Annotated in this window: 19 protein-coding genes; 9 read left to right on the top strand and 10 right to left on the bottom strand. The window is 52.0% G+C overall.

The window, feature by feature from the left end; genetic code table 11:
- Positions 1–164: 164 nt before the first annotated feature.
- Entirely contained in the window at positions 165–626 is a 462-nt protein-coding gene (locus RKA07_RS16695) for a YaiI/YqxD family protein (RefSeq protein WP_200201851.1), read from the bottom strand.
- A 156-nt stretch (positions 627–782) separates the two neighbouring features.
- On the opposite strand from RKA07_RS16695, the gene RKA07_RS16690 reads away from it, so the two are divergent.
- Positions 783–1,121: a zinc ribbon domain-containing protein YjdM gene (locus RKA07_RS16690; protein WP_200201850.1), complete on the top strand. Its 339-nt coding sequence runs from the start codon at positions 783–785 to the stop codon at positions 1,119–1,121.
- A 151-nt stretch (positions 1,122–1,272) separates the two neighbouring features.
- On the top strand, positions 1,273–1,782 hold the full coding sequence (locus RKA07_RS16685; RefSeq protein WP_200370105.1) for a copper chaperone PCu(A)C: 510 nt from the start codon (positions 1,273–1,275) through the stop codon (positions 1,780–1,782).
- Between the two features lie 89 nt (positions 1,783–1,871).
- Here the strand turns inward: RKA07_RS16685 and RKA07_RS16680 are convergent, their stop codons facing one another.
- Entirely contained in the window at positions 1,872–2,048 is a 177-nt protein-coding gene (locus RKA07_RS16680) for a CCGSCS motif protein (RefSeq protein WP_200370104.1), read from the bottom strand.
- A 273-nt stretch (positions 2,049–2,321) separates the two neighbouring features.
- Between RKA07_RS16680 and RKA07_RS16675 the strand changes: the two genes are divergently transcribed.
- Positions 2,322–3,395: a GGDEF domain-containing protein gene (locus RKA07_RS16675; protein ID WP_200370103.1), complete on the top strand. Its 1,074-nt coding sequence runs from the start codon at positions 2,322–2,324 to the stop codon at positions 3,393–3,395.
- Positions 3,396–3,454: 59 nt separating this feature from the next.
- Here RKA07_RS16675 and RKA07_RS16670 read toward each other — a convergent pair whose 3' ends face one another.
- On the bottom strand, positions 3,455–3,661 hold the full coding sequence (locus RKA07_RS16670) for a cold-shock protein (RefSeq protein ID WP_071266268.1): 207 nt from the start codon (positions 3,659–3,661) through the stop codon (positions 3,455–3,457).
- Positions 3,662–3,955: 294 nt separating this feature from the next.
- Between RKA07_RS16670 and RKA07_RS16665 the strand changes: the two genes are divergently transcribed.
- Complete coding sequence (locus tag RKA07_RS16665; RefSeq protein ID WP_310966877.1) at positions 3,956–4,810, top strand: crotonase/enoyl-CoA hydratase family protein; 855 nt, start codon at positions 3,956–3,958, stop codon at positions 4,808–4,810.
- Positions 4,811–4,816: 6 nt separating this feature from the next.
- Positions 4,817–5,413 (top strand): CPBP family intramembrane glutamic endopeptidase, encoded by a 597-nt coding sequence (locus tag RKA07_RS16660; protein WP_310966876.1) that lies wholly within the window; start codon positions 4,817–4,819, stop codon positions 5,411–5,413.
- Here RKA07_RS16660 and RKA07_RS16655 read toward each other — a convergent pair.
- Entirely contained in the window at positions 5,410–6,276 is an 867-nt protein-coding gene (locus tag RKA07_RS16655) for a LysR family transcriptional regulator ArgP (protein WP_310966875.1), read from the bottom strand. The genes RKA07_RS16660 and RKA07_RS16655 overlap by 4 nt on opposite strands.
- Before the next feature lie 89 nt (positions 6,277–6,365).
- On the opposite strand from RKA07_RS16655, the gene RKA07_RS16650 reads away from it, so the two are divergent.
- Positions 6,366–6,980 carry a LysE/ArgO family amino acid transporter gene (locus RKA07_RS16650; RefSeq protein ID WP_310966874.1) on the top strand — a complete coding sequence of 205 codons (615 nt, stop codon included), beginning with the start codon at positions 6,366–6,368 and terminating at the stop codon, positions 6,978–6,980.
- A 10-nt stretch (positions 6,981–6,990) separates the two neighbouring features.
- Here RKA07_RS16650 and RKA07_RS16645 read toward each other — a convergent pair whose 3' ends face one another.
- Positions 6,991–7,491, bottom strand: a complete 501-nt coding sequence (locus tag RKA07_RS16645) for a C40 family peptidase (protein WP_200201843.1) — start codon at positions 7,489–7,491, stop codon at positions 6,991–6,993.
- Positions 7,492–7,584: 93 nt separating this feature from the next.
- Between RKA07_RS16645 and arfB the strand changes: the two genes are divergently transcribed.
- Positions 7,585–7,998 carry an alternative ribosome rescue aminoacyl-tRNA hydrolase ArfB gene (arfB, locus tag RKA07_RS16640; protein ID WP_200370100.1) on the top strand — a complete coding sequence of 138 codons (414 nt, stop codon included), beginning with the start codon at positions 7,585–7,587 and terminating at the stop codon, positions 7,996–7,998.
- On the opposite strand, the gene RKA07_RS16635 is transcribed toward arfB, so the two are convergent.
- On the bottom strand, positions 7,989–9,065 hold the full coding sequence (locus RKA07_RS16635) for an alpha/beta hydrolase (RefSeq protein ID WP_200370099.1): 1,077 nt from the start codon (positions 9,063–9,065) through the stop codon (positions 7,989–7,991). The genes arfB and RKA07_RS16635 overlap by 10 nt on opposite strands.
- Before the next feature lie 116 nt (positions 9,066–9,181).
- Between RKA07_RS16635 and RKA07_RS16630 the strand changes: the two genes are divergently transcribed.
- Entirely contained in the window at positions 9,182–9,499 is a 318-nt protein-coding gene (locus RKA07_RS16630) for a putative signal transducing protein (protein WP_200370098.1), read from the top strand.
- A 26-nt stretch (positions 9,500–9,525) separates the two neighbouring features.
- Here the strand turns inward: RKA07_RS16630 and rluF are convergent, their stop codons facing one another.
- A complete protein-coding gene (gene rluF, locus RKA07_RS16625) occupies positions 9,526–10,470 on the bottom strand; it encodes a 23S rRNA pseudouridine(2604) synthase RluF (RefSeq protein WP_310966873.1) in 945 nt (314 codons plus the stop codon).
- Between the two features lie 137 nt (positions 10,471–10,607).
- On the opposite strand from rluF, the gene RKA07_RS16620 reads away from it, so the two are divergent.
- Positions 10,608–11,360 (top strand): substrate-binding periplasmic protein, encoded by a 753-nt coding sequence (locus RKA07_RS16620; RefSeq protein ID WP_310966872.1) that lies wholly within the window; start codon positions 10,608–10,610, stop codon positions 11,358–11,360.
- Positions 11,361–11,376: 16 nt separating this feature from the next.
- On the opposite strand, the gene RKA07_RS16615 is transcribed toward RKA07_RS16620, so the two are convergent.
- From RKA07_RS16615 to RKA07_RS16605, 3 genes are all read right to left on the bottom strand, one after another.
- Positions 11,377–12,201 carry a DUF6160 family protein gene (locus RKA07_RS16615; RefSeq protein ID WP_200201837.1) on the bottom strand — a complete coding sequence of 275 codons (825 nt, stop codon included), beginning with the start codon at positions 12,199–12,201 and terminating at the stop codon, positions 11,377–11,379.
- Positions 12,202–12,291: 90 nt separating this feature from the next.
- Positions 12,292–14,103, bottom strand: coding sequence for a choice-of-anchor D domain-containing protein (locus RKA07_RS16610; protein WP_310966871.1), 1,812 nt, complete (start codon positions 14,101–14,103; stop codon positions 12,292–12,294).
- 259 nt (positions 14,104–14,362) lie between these two features.
- Positions 14,363–15,385: an AraC family transcriptional regulator gene (locus RKA07_RS16605; RefSeq protein WP_310966870.1), complete on the bottom strand. Its 1,023-nt coding sequence runs from the start codon at positions 15,383–15,385 to the stop codon at positions 14,363–14,365.
- Positions 15,386–15,607: the final 222 nt, after the last annotated feature.

Here is a 15,607-nt window from a genome sequence, read left to right as displayed (position 1 = left end):
ATGATAATCAATATCATTAATATATTTTTGTGCTTGTTCATACAACACAAATAATCTTCACAGAATCTGTTTACACCATAAGCACAGGGAGATACAGCCATGACGGCAGAACAGGAAATGATGGAAGGGCTAAAATTGCGGCGGGTGCTGGCCTTTTTGCGGCGTTAGTTGTTATCGGGCTTGCGGTTGCGCTGTAACCAGCTGTCCAGTTTGTCAGCGAACTCTTTTCGGTCAGTCTGATTGAATGGTGCCGCACCCCCGGTAACCTGTCCGGCATTACGCATCTCTTCCATGAAGTTCCGCATAGCCAGGCGCTGGCGGATGTTTTCCTTGGTGAAGGCCTGGCCTCTTGGGTTAAACACATCCGCACCCTTCTCAATAGCTTCAGCCGCTAACGGGATGTCCTGGGTAATCACCAGGTCACCAGCGCTGAGCTGATCCATAATCTCGTTATCCGCCACATCGAAACCCTGCATTACCTGCCTGGCTTTGATGTAAGGGCTGGGCGGCAGGTTGATCATATGGTTGGCAATAAATGTTGTCTGAACCTGCCAGCGGGTGGCCGCGCGGCAGAGTATTTCCCGAATGGGTACGGGGCAGGCGTCGGCGTCGACCCAGATTGCCATGGCGTATTCCTTTAAGCGGTTTTTTAGCGGTTGAATGATGAAGGGGAGTTTACCTGTTGTGGCAACAGGTGTGGAAGTGGGCGCCAATTTACACCGCCAGAACAGAAACGTTCCAGGTGGTATAATCCCTGTAAATTCAACTAACAGGAAAATCCAATGTCTCAACTTCCTCCTTGCCCCCAGTGTGCTTCTGAATACACCTATGAAGATGGCATTCAGTTCGTTTGCCCCGAGTGCGCCCATGAGTGGACAGAGGCCGAATCGGCAGCTGCAGCAGAAGGTAAAGTAGTACGTGATGCTCACGGTAATGAACTTCAGGATGGTGACGCGGTGACCGTCATCAAGGATCTGAAGGTTAAGGGGTCCAGCTCAGTCGTAAAAGTGGGCACCAAGGTGAAGAGTATTCGTCTTGTTGAAGGGGATCACGATATCGATTGTAAAATTGATGGTATTGGCGCCATGAAGCTGAAATCCGAGTTTGTCAAGAAAGCTTGATACCTGAAGCCGGGTTTAATCTCGCTCGCTGCGACCATTCGACGCACCTTAATTCTTGCGTCGGGTTGAGCTGAAAGCAACACTGTGGACATTGTTACCTTCACTTCTGACATTAGTCATTTTCAGATCAATAGTAGCGACGCGAGATTTCATGAAAAAACTAAACATTTTGCTGTTTGCCATTAGCGCATCTCTTACCTCGGTTTTTGCCAGTGTTGCCATGGCCCATGAATATTCTGTGGGAGATATTGAAATAGGACATCCATGGAGCCGGCCAACGCCGCCGGGCACGCCTATGGGTGTGGGTTATCTGGTTATTAAAAATCACAGTGATAAGACTGTGACCTTGGTTGGTGCAACTACACCCAAAGCTGAACATGTTTCAATTCATGAAACAGTCATGGTGGATGGTGTTATGCGTATGCAGTCGGTTAAGGGGGGGCTGGCCATCTCAGCAGGTGGTGTAGTAGAACTCAAGCCCCTCAGCTATCACCTGATGCTGGAAAAGCTGGCGGAGCCTATCAAGGAAGGGGAGAGCATTCCTCTGACGCTGGAATTTGAAGGCGCAGAAGCAGTTAATGTAGAGCTAAGTGTGCAGTCGCTCGACGCTGACACTAAAGAGGTGGAAATGGATCATTCAGGGCACGGAATGGAGCATTGAGCCTTTTCCCGCGAGAACCCCGGTGGCGTTTCCTGCAAATAGCAGATGCAGTAGAAGCGCCACCGGTGCCAATTCTATTTGCTGCGCGCTTACGAGCAGCCACCGCAGCAAACGCCCGGATCCCCGTGCTTGCCTTTCTTTTCTGTGTTTTTCTCTGTGCTTTCGGCTGCGTTAGCAGTTTGTTGAACGGCACCGTCTGTGGGTTGATCTGCGCTCGCTTTGGCGCCTTCGTTTGAGCTGGTCACTTCTTTAAATAGTTGTGTCATTTGATGTTTCCTGCTGGGTGAACAATAAGATTCATTTTGTATGGATGTTATGGCGAGTTTGCGAAAGTGTCAATGCATGTTTTTACGGAGGCAGCCTGCTGAAGAGGCTGCTTAGACGCACATCCAAAAAACTGAGTGGGGATTCATTTATGTGCTAAAGTCATGGGCTACAAGGTCATAGCCAGGCTCAAAGCTTTGAGTGCGCTTGCTGCAGCTTTAACGGCAAAATCTGGGGCCGGACAGATTGTTTAATAGTTAGGGATTTTGCAGTTTATGGCTGACCACAGTGGTGCTGTCACGTCCGCATCGCGGCGTGAGCGAGGGGTGAAGTTCTGGCGAGTTACACGCCGGGTATGTCAGCTTGCCGCGACCATCGATATATCTTTTTTCTTCCTGTTTCTTTTTCTCGGGTCACCTATCCTGGCGTGGATAAACGTTGCCAGCGTGGCTATGTATACGGCTGCGTATTATGCGATCAATCGCAGGCAGAACCGCCTTGCGATTGCGCTTATCTGGTCAGAGGTCATTATCCACTCCGCACTTGGAACCCTGATGATCGGATGGGAGAGTGGCTTTCACTACTATTTGCTAATGTTTATCCCTACCGTGTGTATCAGCTCGGTGCGCCCGGGTACTATTATTTCCTTGATAGTCGTGTTGTGGGGTTACTACATAGGGCTCGATATTCTTATGTGGTTCATGGAGCCCTTCCAGCCAATACCTTCAGGCGCTTTGCTCGGCGTTCACTTGTTCAATCTTAGTGTTGTATTTGCGATGTTTGCTTACCTGTCATTCTTTTATATGAGGATGGTGGTTTCAGCACAGCGCAAACTCCAGAGGCTGGCCACGGTTGATTCGCTAACTGGGCTTTTAAATCGTCGCCATGGAAGCGACCTGGCTGAAAATGAAATCGCACGCTTTCGCAGGGTGGGGCACCCTGTCGCATTCATGCTGCTTGATGTGGATCACTTCAAGTCATTCAACGATCAGTTTGGCCATGGGACGGGTGACGCGATTCTGACTGAAATCGGGCGGTTAATCCCGGCACAGCTGAGAGTCCAGGATATTGCTGCACGCTGGGGAGGCGAGGAATTTCTGGTTATTCTTCCGGATACCAAAATTGAAAGTGCACTGGCTAGTGCCGAGAGGATCAGAGTTGCACTCCGCAGTAATGACTGGAAGCAGGCTACAGGTGAGTCGATTGATGTAACTATCAGCGTTGGTGTGAGCGAGGTCTGTGCAAATGACGATCTGGCATCTGTGATAAGCCGTGCAGATCGGGCGTTATATCGCGGCAAGGCTGGAGGACGAAATCGTGTAGAGCAGGAGGGAGAGCTGCAGCGGTAAAAAAATTCGGGCAACAAAAAAGGCAGCCGAAGCCGCCTTTTTTTAACGCTGACTGTTAATTAAACAGCAACAACGTTCTCAGCCTGAGGACCTTTCTGGCCCTGAGTCACGGTGAAGTCAACTTGCTGGCCTTCAGCCAGAGTCTTGAAGCCGCCGCCCTGAATAGCGCTGTAGTGAACAAATACGTCGGGGCCGCCTTCACGAGTGATAAAGCCAAAACCTTTTGCTTCGTTGAAAAACTTAACAGTACCGGTAACAGTAGACATAATATAATCCTGATTTCAATCTTTTAAAGTGCCGCCAGATCATCATTTTGATGGCTGGTCAGCGGTATGCGGAAACAAACAACGGGCGTGATCAAAAACAGGACGTACAACTACTGGAATGCGTCATATTGATGAAGTGCTTTGCTAAATCTTTCCAACGAGGGCCACTGTACCTGCTGGTCGATGAAAAGCAAAGGACTTTCTTGTACGCATAAACCCGACATTTTCAGCAACATGAGGTATGTTTGCCTCAGCAATTTGAAATATCAATCAATTAACAAAGGAGTTTCCGCCTTGTCTGAGCTATCTACCTACGAAAGTTTTTCTGTCAGTGTCGAAAACAAGATTGCCCATGTGCAGTTCAGTCGCCCCGAAGCACTGAACTCCATGAACAAGGCCTTTTGGCTTGAGCTGCCCAAGTGCATGCAGGACATCGAAGCGAACACTGATGCCCGGGTAATTGTAGTGTCGTCCACGGGGAAGCACTTTTCAGCCGGCATGGATCTTGGTGTTTTTACAGACTCCAAGGCAGTGCCTATGAGCGGTGATCCTGGCCGAATGGCAGAGAATCTGCGCCGGGTTGTTATGCAGCTTCAGGATACTCTCACGTCGCTGGAAAATGTTCGTTTACCAGTGCTTGCCGCTATTCATGGAGGCTGTATCGGTGGTGCTCTGGATTTGGTATGTGCGGCAGATAGCCGTTACTGCACGGAAGATGCATATTTCACTATCAAGGAAACCGAACTGGGGATGACCGCCGATGTGGGCACTCTGCAGCGGTTGCCCAAATTGATGCCGGAAGGCGTTGTGCGTGAACTGGCCTACACCGGTCGCAAGTTTACCGCGCAGGAAGCCAAAGGGCTGGGGTTTGTGAATGCTGTTTTCACTGATCAGGAAGCACTGATTGCAGGCGTTATGGATATTGCTTCTCAAATTGCGGCTAATTCACCGCTGGCGGTTACCGGCTGTAAAGAAATGCTGAACTACAGCCGTGACCATACGGTCGCTGATAGCCTGAAGTACATGGCAACCTGGCAGGCAGGAATGTTCAGACCCACCGATATGATGAAAACCTTCCAGGCTAAGGCCCAGAAGCAGGCGCCACAATACGATGACCTGTTCCCGGTGAAGGGGCTTTTTGAAAAGTAATCGGCGGTGACGAAACACAATCGCGCGAAAGTTTCTCCTGTTTCCGCCCTGATGTTTCAGGGTGGGATAGGGGTTGCTGGGTTGTTGGTGATTCTGGTCGCCGATATCCCGATTCAGACGTTTGGTACCGGGATTCTGCCAAGCGTATTTTATGGAGTACTGGGTGCGCTTTGCACCTACGGCGCATTGTTGCTGGTCAGTCAGATTCCAGGTCTGTTCCCGGGCAATTTCGAACGCCAAATGCACGGCTTGCACCGGTTTGCGTCAGGGTATTCATGGTTCGTTCTGTTTCTGCTTTCGGTGTTTGCCGGGGTGGGGGAGGAACTCTTGTTCAGGGGAGCCTTGCAAGGCTGGCTCGCCACAAGCGCAGGCGCTATACCTGCCGTGCTGATAGCGTCAGTACTCTTTGGCCTGGTCCACTACATATCCTTCACTTACTTTATTGTGGCTACCGTCCTTGGGCTGGTTTTGGGCCTGGCTTATGCGATGACGGACAGCATCCTTTTGGTTATGATCTGGCACGGCGTTTACGACATGGTAGCGCTGTTCTGTCTGCTTCGGTTTCCTGAGTGGTTTGGCATAAGCCTGCACTCGAGAGATTAAGAGCGTGCCGCTTTCAATGCTGCCGTCAGCCGCTCGATAACACCCCCGCTATGACGCCAGAAGTGCCAGTACAAGGTTACTTCCAGTGATTGACCGGGAGCAATACTGATAAGGCGCCCTGCCTCGATGTCAGGCTTTGCCTGAATCTCCGGAATCATGCCGTAACCCATGCCTGCCAGAGCCAGTTTCACAAAACCTTCTGAAGACGGGCATAAATGATAGGGGAAGGCGCCATGGTAGCCACTCTGAGCCAAAAACCGATGCTGTAGCTGATCGTTTGGCCCGAATACAATTGCCGGTGCTGATTGAAGGCTCTGCTCATTAAAGCCCTGACTGAAATGCTGTGCTTTATATGAAGGTGTTGCCAGAGGCAGATAGGACATTTTGCCAAGCGGAACGCAGCGAGCCCCGGGTACGGGTTGTGAATTGCTGCACAGGCATGCGACCACATCACCTTCACGCATGCGGCGCAGTGCTATGTCCTGATCTTCAATGACCATATCCAGCAACAATGCTTCGCCCCGACAGAATTCGCCGATGGCGCTGGCCCACCAGGTTGCGAGGCTGTCAGCATTCAGGGCGATGCGTAATCGAGCTGTCGGTTCGGGAAGCGATGGAAGGGATTTTGCCAGATCCCTTTCAAGTAGTTGAACCTGCTGAACGTGATTTAGCAGCCGCTGCCCGGCAGGCGTGGCTCTTGGAACAGGGCTGCGTAATAGAACCGGTTGTCCGATCCGGATCTCCAGAGTTCGGATGCGCTGTGAAATAGCGGACTGGCTCAGGCCAAGCACGACACCTGCCCGTTCAAAACCGCCTGTTTCGATAACTGTTGCGAGGGCATCCAGTAATTTGTAATCGATCATAAGAGAAATTAATGCAGCATTATGAATATGAATTTCAAGTATACGGAGAAGCGGCTATTCTTGCGGCATAAAATTTGGAGTGAAAACCTGTGGTTGAAAGTTATCTTACGGGCTTAATAGTCGGTGGCGGGCTTATTGTTGCGATCGGTGCACAGAATGCCTATGTGCTAAGTCAGGCTATCCGGCGAGAGCACCATTGGTGGGCGGCCGGTGTGTGCATGACCGCAGATATCACCCTTTTCACCCTTGGTATGTTCGGAGTTAGTGCTGCCTTAATGGCCATGCCTCAGGCGCTGGAGGTTCTGCGCTGGTTTGGCGTGGTTTTTCTTGGCTGGCTTGCGGTACAAGCCTTTGTTCGCGCCAGTCGGGGCAGGGCAACGCTTGAGGCCAGAGAGGTTTCGCGCCGAAGTGTGAAAGGCGTGTTGCTCACCACCCTGGCGGTTACCCTGCTTAACCCTCATGTATATCTTGATACTTTACTGTTAGTGCCCGCAGTGGGTGCCCAGCAGCCAAGCGCAGCCGCTTTTTTAGCGGGCGCCAGCAGTGCGTCTGTTCTTTGGTTCGGCTTGTTGGCTTGGGGTGGGTCAGCAATGGCGCCTGTCCTCTCTCGCCCACTGGTTTGGCGAGTTATTGATGGCGTTATTGGTGTGATGATGGCTGCCATTGCTCTTCAACTGGCTCTCAATGGCAGCCTGGAGCCATAATCAGGAAGTCCTAGTCAAACCGCCGAGCGCCTGAGAAGCGATCTTTCCAGTAATACCCATTCAGATTCGACATGATGACGCCGGACGACGTTGATGCATGGATGAAGCGGTTATCGCCCATATAAATGCCAGCGTGCTGGTCTTTCCCCGCGATTCTGAAGAACACGATATCACCAGGTTCAACGTCTCCCGGATGAACGACATCGCCATAGCTCAGCATTTTCGAGGTTGTGCGCGGCAGGGTTTGCCCCAAACTCTCACGATAGGCCGTTGTTATAAAACCTGAACAGTCGAACCCTTGCGCAGTGGTGCCGCCGTATTGATACGGCGCTCCCTGGTAGCGTTCGAAGGCTTGCCACAGCTTTTCAGCTTTCGCATTACCCGGTATGAACTCGGGTGATGAGTATTGTGCTGAAGCATTGCCGGATTGCAGAGCCTGGTTGCTGGCGCAACCACCAAGAAACAGGGAGGAAAGAAAAATAATAAAGCCAAACCTGAAAACCTGAGACATACAAATACCTGAGCAATCGTTCTTTGAACCTACTTTATTACCGAACTGCAGTTATGTCAGGTTACGGTTTGCACGATTTGGTATCCTTGCGGCATGTTGAAACTATCAAATGCTGTCGAAATTGCTGAATGGGAAATTGAGATTACCCAGATTCGGTCTCAGGGTCCCGGTGGGCAGAATGTAAATAAAGTGGCTTCGGCGGTGCACCTGCGCTTTGATGTGCCGAACTCTGCACTGCCGCCGTTTTACAAGGAGCGCCTCATGGCGCTGCAGGACCAGCGCATCAGCAAGGAAGGTGTGATCATTATTAAAGCCCAGTCGTTTCGTACACTGGAGCTGAATAAGGAAGATGCGCTTGAGCGCCTGAAAGAGCTGATTCAGGAGGCAGTCAAGGTACAGAAAGTGCGCCGTGCTACCCGGCCATCCAAATCTGCCCAGCGCAAACGAGTGGATAAAAAAACTCAAAAAGGCAAAACCAAAGCACTGCGCGGCAAGGTTCAGGTGTGAGTCATCTCTGATTCGCGGTTGACGGCTTCAATCTTCTTGATAAAGGCCTCTACGTCTGCAAAGGCCTCTTCAGCCTCTGGTAGCACGGGTGTAAAAATCTGCCATACGTGAACCATGTCCGACCAGGTGTGCAGTTCCACCTGTGAGCCTGCAGCGTTTGCTTTGGCGGCGTATCGCCGGGCGTTGTCCAGTAGCATCTCGGACGTACTGGCCTGGATCAGTATAGGGGGCAAATCAGCAAGATTACCCAGCAGGGGTGATGCAACAGGACTGGTTGGTGAAATACGGAAAGCCGCCAGTGTTGCCCACCAGATAACCGGCTTTGGAATCTTCGACAGACCGCCAAAAACAGGCCCCAGCATAGGATCTGTAGAGATATTGTTACGGTTGCTCGGTGCTGAAAGAGTGAGATCTGTGGACGGTGAAAACGCCACGGCGCCGTTTGCCTGGCGCAGGCCGCTGTCACGAATCCAGGCCAGCAGGCCAAGTGTATGGCTGCCACCCGCAGAGTCTCCCGCCACCAGAATGAATGATGCCTCCCCAGCACCCTCCGGGCCGTTATCGACCAGCCAGGTGTAGGCTTCACGACAATCACGCACACCATCCATAAAACGATGCTCTGGCATCAGGCGGTAATCCACGGCAAAGACGGCTGCATTGGCTATGTGGGACAGCCGATTGGTAATGGCCCTGTGGCTTCGGGAGCTCCCGGCTGCCCATGCACCGCCATGGATGTAGAGAATGCGCCTGCGGGTATCACAACCCGGCGCGATCACCCATTCGCCGCGAGGGTTATCGCATCGCCGAAATTCTGATGTAAGTTCAAGGCCATCACTCAGGCTGTCCAGATGTTTACGAAGTGCCATGAGTCTTGCTTTGCCGCGAAGCCCGATACCAGCTCTGCGCATCTCCTTCAATCGCTCCAAAACATTCTGGTTCTCTGCACTGGGGCTTGTTGCCCTTACTGAATAGGTTTCCTTGTCCAGGTGGGAAAGGTCCTCTATGCGGAAAAGAAGAAAGGTCAGTGCAACAATAAACAGAACGACAGTGGCGATAATCCAGAACATGAGTAGCCCGTATCCTGAGAGTTGGCCCGGATGGGCCGGGCACACTATGCTTTGAGTATAAAGCATCGCAGATTTTTGCGGTTGATGCCCCCAAATTTCACAGAAGGAGAAGGGCGATGCAAATAGCCTATCGTGCCAAGGACATCACAGAAGCGCATATCGTTGCCGGGTTACTGAACGCCAGCGGCATTAAAACCCATGTGGGCGGGCTTTATCTGCAGGGTGCAATGGGTGAGATTGGTGCAGCGGGTTTTAGCAATGTGCATGTAGATGATGAGGATCTTTATCCGGCCCGGCAGGTGATTGCAGAGTATGAAGCAAATGGTCAGGCCGTTCCTGCCACGGAAACCGTTGAGGGTAAGCCGGACTCTTATGCCCGCTGGTTTTTGCTGACAATGGCTGTCCTGGCATTGATTTGGTTAAATCTTCGCTGATGCAGCCGCCATTTCGTGCTTGGCGATCATCGCTTAACACTGCGCTGCCGTGGCTTTCCGGCTTTGGGGCGCTTTGACGACACAGGTTTTTTTCCTGCAGAGGGCCTTGTGTTCGAAGGCCCGGTTTTTTTTCTGCCTGTATTGCTATCCCGCTGGCCAGTTTTTGGCCCGGGTGCAGGCGGGCGCGGGGAACCCTTGGGTTTGCCAGTCGCCTTTTTCCTGGCGGCGGGCTTGGCTGGCGCGCCATCAGACGAAGAATCCCGTATGGCATCGTATAGGCCCGACAGTTCTTTCTCTGTAAGATCCCGCCACTGACCCACTGCCAACCCCTTGAGATTGACGTTCATAATACGAACACGTTCAAGCCGGGTTACTTCAAACCCGAAATGTTCACTCATTCTTCGAATCTGCCGGTTCAGCCCCTGCACCAGTATGATGCGAAATACAAAACGGCTTTCTTGAACCACTTTGCACTTTTTGGTCATAGTGCCGAGGATGGGTACACCTCCGGACATGCCTTTTATGAACGCCGCGGTGATGGGTTTATCAACGGTGACTACATACTCTTTTTCGTGATTGTTGCCGGCGCGGAGGATTTTGTTAACCAGATCCCCGTTGCTGGTCATGAAAATCAGCCCCTGTGAATCTTTGTCGAGGCGTCCGATTGGAAAAATGCGCGTACTGTGACCAACAAAGCGCTGGATGTTGTGTTTTTCCGCATCATCGGTTGTGCTGACGATCCCCACCGGCTTATTGAGAGCGATGAATACCAGATCTTCTTCCGCCCGAGGCTCAATCACCTGGCCATTAACTCTTACCGTGTCGCCGGGTGATACTTGGTCGCCCACGCTGGCGCGCTTGCCATTGATGTAGACATTGCCCTGTTCAATGTAACGATCCGCTTCCCGGCGTGAACACATGCCGCTTTCGCTGATGTATTTATTAAGGCGCGTGGAATGATTGCTGGTCATTTATTGTCCGGTTGTGAGGCTGAGACGGGGCATCATAGCAGGCGGCTGGCTGTCTCGCAGCCCACCGGTTGGCGCTTTATAGTTCAGTCTGTCATTATTTTTACACGTATTTATCAGCCCTGAGGGCGTAGGCATCAATGAATCATACCCAGTATTTTCTCTTGCCGTGGGCAGTGCGCCTGCGAAAAGCTTTCGCAGGTCTGGTTCTGCTGCTTGCTCTTCCAGCCTCCGCGCAGACGATTCACCTGGTAACGGAGGAATGGCCTGGATTGATTGATGATACTCCACAGGGGCCAAGCGGTGTGCTCTGGGACATATCGAGGGATGTGCTTGAAAGCATGGGATATGATGTAAAGCTGGATTTCGTTCCCTGGAAACGGGCTCAGCGCCTGGTATCAGAAAATTCGCGTGACGGTATTATTGGTATAGGCATAACGGATGAGCGGGAGAAAATCTTTCGTTTTCCGGAAGAAGCTCTTCTGGTTAGTGAAACGGCGGTATACACGCTGAAGGAAAGAGGTTTTGAGTATGAGGGTCTGGATTCCCTGAGAGGTATGAATGTTGGTGTGTCTCCCGGCTATGTTTATTCATCTGAAGTCAGGGCCGCCACTCATTTTGAGCAAGTGGATATGCCAACTATTGAGTCTGGGCTCAAGATGCTTTTGCTAGGACGTATTGATGCAATGCTGGCAAATCGGAATGTTGTTCGGGGGCAGGGGGAGCGACTGGGCATTACGCATCAGATCAGGGCGTCGGAGAAGCCCGTCAGTGGAGGGCCGGTTTACCTGGTTTTCAGTCCGGGAACATCATCAGAGTTTCTGGAGGCATTTTCTCAATCACTGAAACGCTATAAGAACTCCGGGGCATACGCAGTTGATGGCCTCCGGTAAACCGGAGGCCATTTTTTCAGTGCCCGTATATCCGCATGGATGTGTTCTGGATTGCGAGGTTGTCCAGAGCAACTGAACCTATCGAGGTGCCGCCTACGAGCACCTGCCCGATGGTTATGTCAGCCTCAAAGGTATTCAGATCAATTGCCAAAGCTGAACTGCCGTTGGCCCGTGCACCGTTGTAGATATCCAAATCCACTTTCGCGCCAAGACGGGTGATAAGCGGGTTGTTTGGATCGAAATCAGCGCCGGTCACGCGCATATCACGAATGCCAAGAGCCAGAAACGGGATATCGACATCCAGGTCGTCTATGGCAAACATGGTTTGCACGTTCATCTTGTCGGTTGCTGTGTCGATGCGAATTCTCAGCTCCGTCAGGATGCCGTCCATGGCAAAGTTGTTGGCCAGCAGGGTGGAATCAGTGTGTCCCTGTAGTGACCATTCGCCAGTGGTTACAGAGAAATCGATCGGCGCAGCAACCAATGGGAATACGTTGATGAGCGCGTCACCATCATCTGCAATGTCAATTTCTACCTTGATGTTGTCAATCAGGGTGCTGGACTGGCCAAACAACAGATTCCGGATTCCGGGATCTGTAAATTCAGCAAACATGTCTGTGCGATCAGCACCGCCAATGAAAATGTCTTTTACGGACAGTGAGCCTTCATCCGTATAGCGGAACTCTCCAATATTGACCTGGGTTTCCAGCTCAATGGTGACACCGGCCTGGCCGGTGATGTTACCCATGTGGGTGTCTTCAAGGGGCTTTAATTCCGCGTGCGCCGCGAGCGACAGACTTGAAATTGCCAGCACCAGTACTGATTTCTTCAGGCTTTTCATAATTATTCCTTTTTTGCTTTTGTTATGTAGGTCAGCCGGTTTTTATGCCGGCTGACCTGTTGGGGCTTTGTTCAATCAGCCCTCTTTTCCTTACAGTTCCGGAGTCAACGTCAAGACGATGGTGTTGCCGGAACCAGTCAGGAACTGGTTAAGAACGCTTGTCAGAAGACCACAGTTTTCCAGTGGTGGCAGGTCATAAACGCCGCTTACTTCACCGCCAGTTGCAGGCGAGAAGTTAGAGCCATCTTTGGACGTCAAGGTGATATCCACAGGCTGGATTGACTGGCACTGATCGCCGCCACCAACTTTGATGGGAAGGCCGAACAGTTTGAGTTGAACCTTGGGCACCTTGATAAACAGGTGGGAGTTGGCGGTCAGCTTGCCGTTTACCAGGCTGCCAGTGGTCATTTCAGACTGCTGGAACTCTACGTTGGCTGTCGCTTTCAGGCGACTGAACAGAAGTTTGATTGAGAAGTGACCAACAGTGGGGTCAACGTTAAGATCGGCTTCGAAGGTACCGCTAGCCAATTCCAGAAGTGTTGCGATGCTGCCGGTCAAAGGCAGGCTGCTGTCTGAGGATTTAATGTAGGTAGAACCTGCAAGGCTCAATAACAGCTCGAGTTCATTCGTAGGTGCTTCATAGCCTTCAGCGGTCAGGGCCACTGAGACCTCCGCGTTTTCAGGATCGCTGGAAGAAATCACCAGCTGTGCATTGCGCACGCCTGCGGAAGCGGCTGTGAAGCCAACATCGATGGCGCAGGTCTGTGCAGGTGCGACCGTGGTGCAGTTATTGGTCTGCAGGAACTCGCTAGCGTCTTGGCCTGCAACGTTGATGCTGTTGATAAGGAGGGTGTCGGTGCCGTTGTTGGAGATGGTGACCTGAGCAGATTTGCTCTGGCCCAGCTGAATCCGGCCAAGATCTACAGAACCGGGTGTTACAGCAATTTCAGGAACCGGTGCAAGAACACTGCGGCCAGTCAGTGCAACGTCGACAGAACTGTTGTCCGCGTCGGTTGAGTTAATGGTCAGAGTTGCACTCTGTGGGCCTTCGCCGTCTGGAATATAGGTAACGTTTACGTTACAGCTTGCACCGGCTGCGATGGTATTACAGCTGTTGCTTTGCATGAATGCACTGGCGTTTGTACCAGCAATCGAGATGCTGTTGATGCCCAGTGCGGCATTACCAGTATTGCTCAGTGTAACGGTTTCATCTTTTGTAAGACCCGCCTGCACGTTGCCAAAGGCTACGTCGGTGCGATTTACGGCAAGGCGTGGTGTTTCGACAGTGTCATTTTCCACGGTCACTGTTTGCAGCAGGTTGTCCTGACCTGCCAGCAGGGTACAGTTTGTTGTGATTTCGCCAATTGGAGCCGGTGCAATGTCACCGCTGGCGGTGCGAGCCACCAGATTCAGCGTGAGGCCGCCAACGCGGATTTCCGCGTTACCAACGTCCTGGTCGGTAAAGGTGAATTCCGGAGCTTGGCCATTGGCCGGAACAGTGAATGGGCCGGATGCTGACGGGATGGGGCTTGGGGGAATTGTCAGAGTGACAGTTTGCTCGACCGTGCGACCAGCGGTAATAATCTGATTGGTATTTACCGCTGTGCCTTCAACGGTTTCTGAACCAACCAGTTTGAGACCGGTGCGGGAATCTTCGTTTACCAGTGTCATTGCCGTTACCGCAAAGGCGGGCAAAGGAGTGCCCACGACTGCGTTTGTTGGAATATCGGCGGTGATTTCGGCACTGATGGGCTGTTCGCCTATGAGTGGAAATGGGCAGCTGAATTGGAGATTTGTGGAGACCGGGGCAGCGATAGCGCTCCCGGCGCCGGACATTAATGCCGCAGCCGCCAGGGCGGGTGCAAGCACGCGACCGCGGGGGATGGAGTTCCTGAGTTTCATGAGTTCGTCCTCTGTAAAGCATCGTTGTTATAGGAGGGCGCGCAGACTGCACCGACTAAGGACTGCTCGATCGGACATGCAAAATACCCTTTTGCCACGCGTTTAAACGCAAGTGTGCCCGAGCATTAGGCCTTTGAAGGTGGCCAGGGGTCATTGCCGTTCCCGGCATGGTCTTTGTTCAAAGCGGAGAGAAGGTGCGGAGAATGTTGAAACCGTGACCGGCTTCAAATTGCTCCGGTCACGTCTTTTTTGTCAGGGGTCAGGTTGTTTTACGGGATTGTTTTCGCACGTCGCCGGGAGTCTTGCCAGTCCAGGCGCGGTAGGCCTTGGTAAAACTTGCCTGATCGCTGAACCCGAGTTTTTCGGCAATGGATTCCAATGGCACATTGGTGTCGTTCAGATAAAGAGTTGCGAAGTTTTCACGAATTTCATTTCTGACTTCACGAAATGACGTACCTGCACTGGCAAGATGTTGGCGCAAGGTGCGAGTGCTGATATCCAGGCGCCGGGCAATGTTTGCGGTGGTGCAGGATCGGCCTGGCTGGCTCATAACCATGTCTCGAACCTGCATCAGTGTTTCATCAGCCAGCCCGGCTTTTTCTTTTTTGGCGTTGCGACTGCGAGCAAGCAGAAACCTCAGGCTGACAGTGTCCTTTTGGGTAGGCTGTCCCTTCAGCGCCATGGAAATCTGGTTATATGGCGCATCAAAGTGGAACTCGCAGTCTGGCGCGAGTGATTGCCATGAGCTGGTGTCGCGGTTAGAGGAAAAAGCAAACTGGAAATTGAAATGATCGCAGACTTCTGCAGATACGCGATGAATGCTGCCCATGTACATTTTCGTGACGCAGGGAGCCAGCTCACCAAGCCCCCAGGTATCGAGCAGTCGGATGTGGAAGGTTGATCCGGTAGAGTGCAGCTCCATGTCCATAAGTGGGAGCCCTACCCGGAGATATTGCACGATCATACTGATGAGCTGCCGGGGGTTGTCTTGGCCAAGCACTGCAAAGCCCAGCAGACCATGGCTTGGTAGATCCAACTGTTGCCCAAACTGGAAAGCCGCCCGTTCATCGTTCATCAGCCAGTCGGCTTTTTGCAGTGCTGACGTTATCTGCTGCATGCTTATGCTTGCGTCCGGATCATTGAGCATGGAGTCGGTTATGCTGGTGTCGCTGAGAAGGACCGCCCGCTTTACCCCTCGTCGCTCCATGAATTCCATGAAACGACGAGCATAGCGTGCAGAAATCAGTGGCACCTGAAGAGCCATACTATTTGAAATGTCCATATTCCTGTCCCTGGGGCGAGCATAGCCCTTAACATCGTCATGATTTACGATTGTTATTAGTTTCGAAAATCCGTTACTGCAGGGTTTCCTTGGCTGGCAGTATAGGCGTGCGGCGCTGGCGGTATTTTGGGGGTCTGTCACGAAATGGCCATCATGGCCGGAAATGACAATGAAACATTTGTCAGGTTTGAGCTTACTGAGTTGGGGTGCATTTGCAGAAAA

The sequence above is a fragment of the Marinobacter xiaoshiensis genome (assembly GCF_031631795.1).
Classification (GTDB): Bacteria; Pseudomonadota; Gammaproteobacteria; order Pseudomonadales; family Oleiphilaceae; genus Marinobacter; species Marinobacter xiaoshiensis.
Note: the sequence above shows the minus strand (reverse complement) of the source record. Positions and strands in the feature narration are given on the sequence as shown.

Coding starts and splice junctions, on each gene's coding strand:
- RKA07_RS16695 (WP_200201851.1), bottom strand. CDS start 626: ATGGCAATCTGGGTCGACGCCGACGCCTGCCCCGTACCCATTCGGGAA.
- RKA07_RS16690 (WP_200201850.1), top strand. CDS start 783: ATGTCTCAACTTCCTCCTTGCCCCCAGTGTGCTTCTGAATACACCTAT.
- RKA07_RS16685 (WP_200370105.1), top strand. CDS start 1,273: ATGAAAAAACTAAACATTTTGCTGTTTGCCATTAGCGCATCTCTTACC.
- RKA07_RS16680 (WP_200370104.1), bottom strand. CDS start 2,048: ATGACACAACTATTTAAAGAAGTGACCAGCTCAAACGAAGGCGCCAAA.
- RKA07_RS16675 (WP_200370103.1), top strand. CDS start 2,322: ATGGCTGACCACAGTGGTGCTGTCACGTCCGCATCGCGGCGTGAGCGA.
- RKA07_RS16670 (WP_071266268.1), bottom strand. CDS start 3,661: ATGTCTACTGTTACCGGTACTGTTAAGTTTTTCAACGAAGCAAAAGGT.
- RKA07_RS16655 (WP_310966875.1), bottom strand. CDS start 6,276: ATGATCGATTACAAATTACTGGATGCCCTCGCAACAGTTATCGAAACA.
- RKA07_RS16645 (WP_200201843.1), bottom strand. CDS start 7,491: ATGTCTCAGGTTTTCAGGTTTGGCTTTATTATTTTTCTTTCCTCCCTG.
- arfB (WP_200370100.1), top strand. CDS start 7,585: ATGTTGAAACTATCAAATGCTGTCGAAATTGCTGAATGGGAAATTGAG.
- RKA07_RS16635 (WP_200370099.1), bottom strand. CDS start 9,065: ATGTTCTGGATTATCGCCACTGTCGTTCTGTTTATTGTTGCACTGACC.
- RKA07_RS16630 (WP_200370098.1), top strand. CDS start 9,182: ATGCAAATAGCCTATCGTGCCAAGGACATCACAGAAGCGCATATCGTT.
- rluF (WP_310966873.1), bottom strand. CDS start 10,470: ATGACCAGCAATCATTCCACGCGCCTTAATAAATACATCAGCGAAAGC.
- RKA07_RS16620 (WP_310966872.1), top strand. CDS start 10,608: ATGAATCATACCCAGTATTTTCTCTTGCCGTGGGCAGTGCGCCTGCGA.
- RKA07_RS16615 (WP_200201837.1), bottom strand. CDS start 12,201: ATGAAAAGCCTGAAGAAATCAGTACTGGTGCTGGCAATTTCAAGTCTG.
- RKA07_RS16610 (WP_310966871.1), bottom strand. CDS start 14,103: ATGAAACTCAGGAACTCCATCCCCCGCGGTCGCGTGCTTGCACCCGCC.
- RKA07_RS16605 (WP_310966870.1), bottom strand. CDS start 15,385: ATGGACATTTCAAATAGTATGGCTCTTCAGGTGCCACTGATTTCTGCA.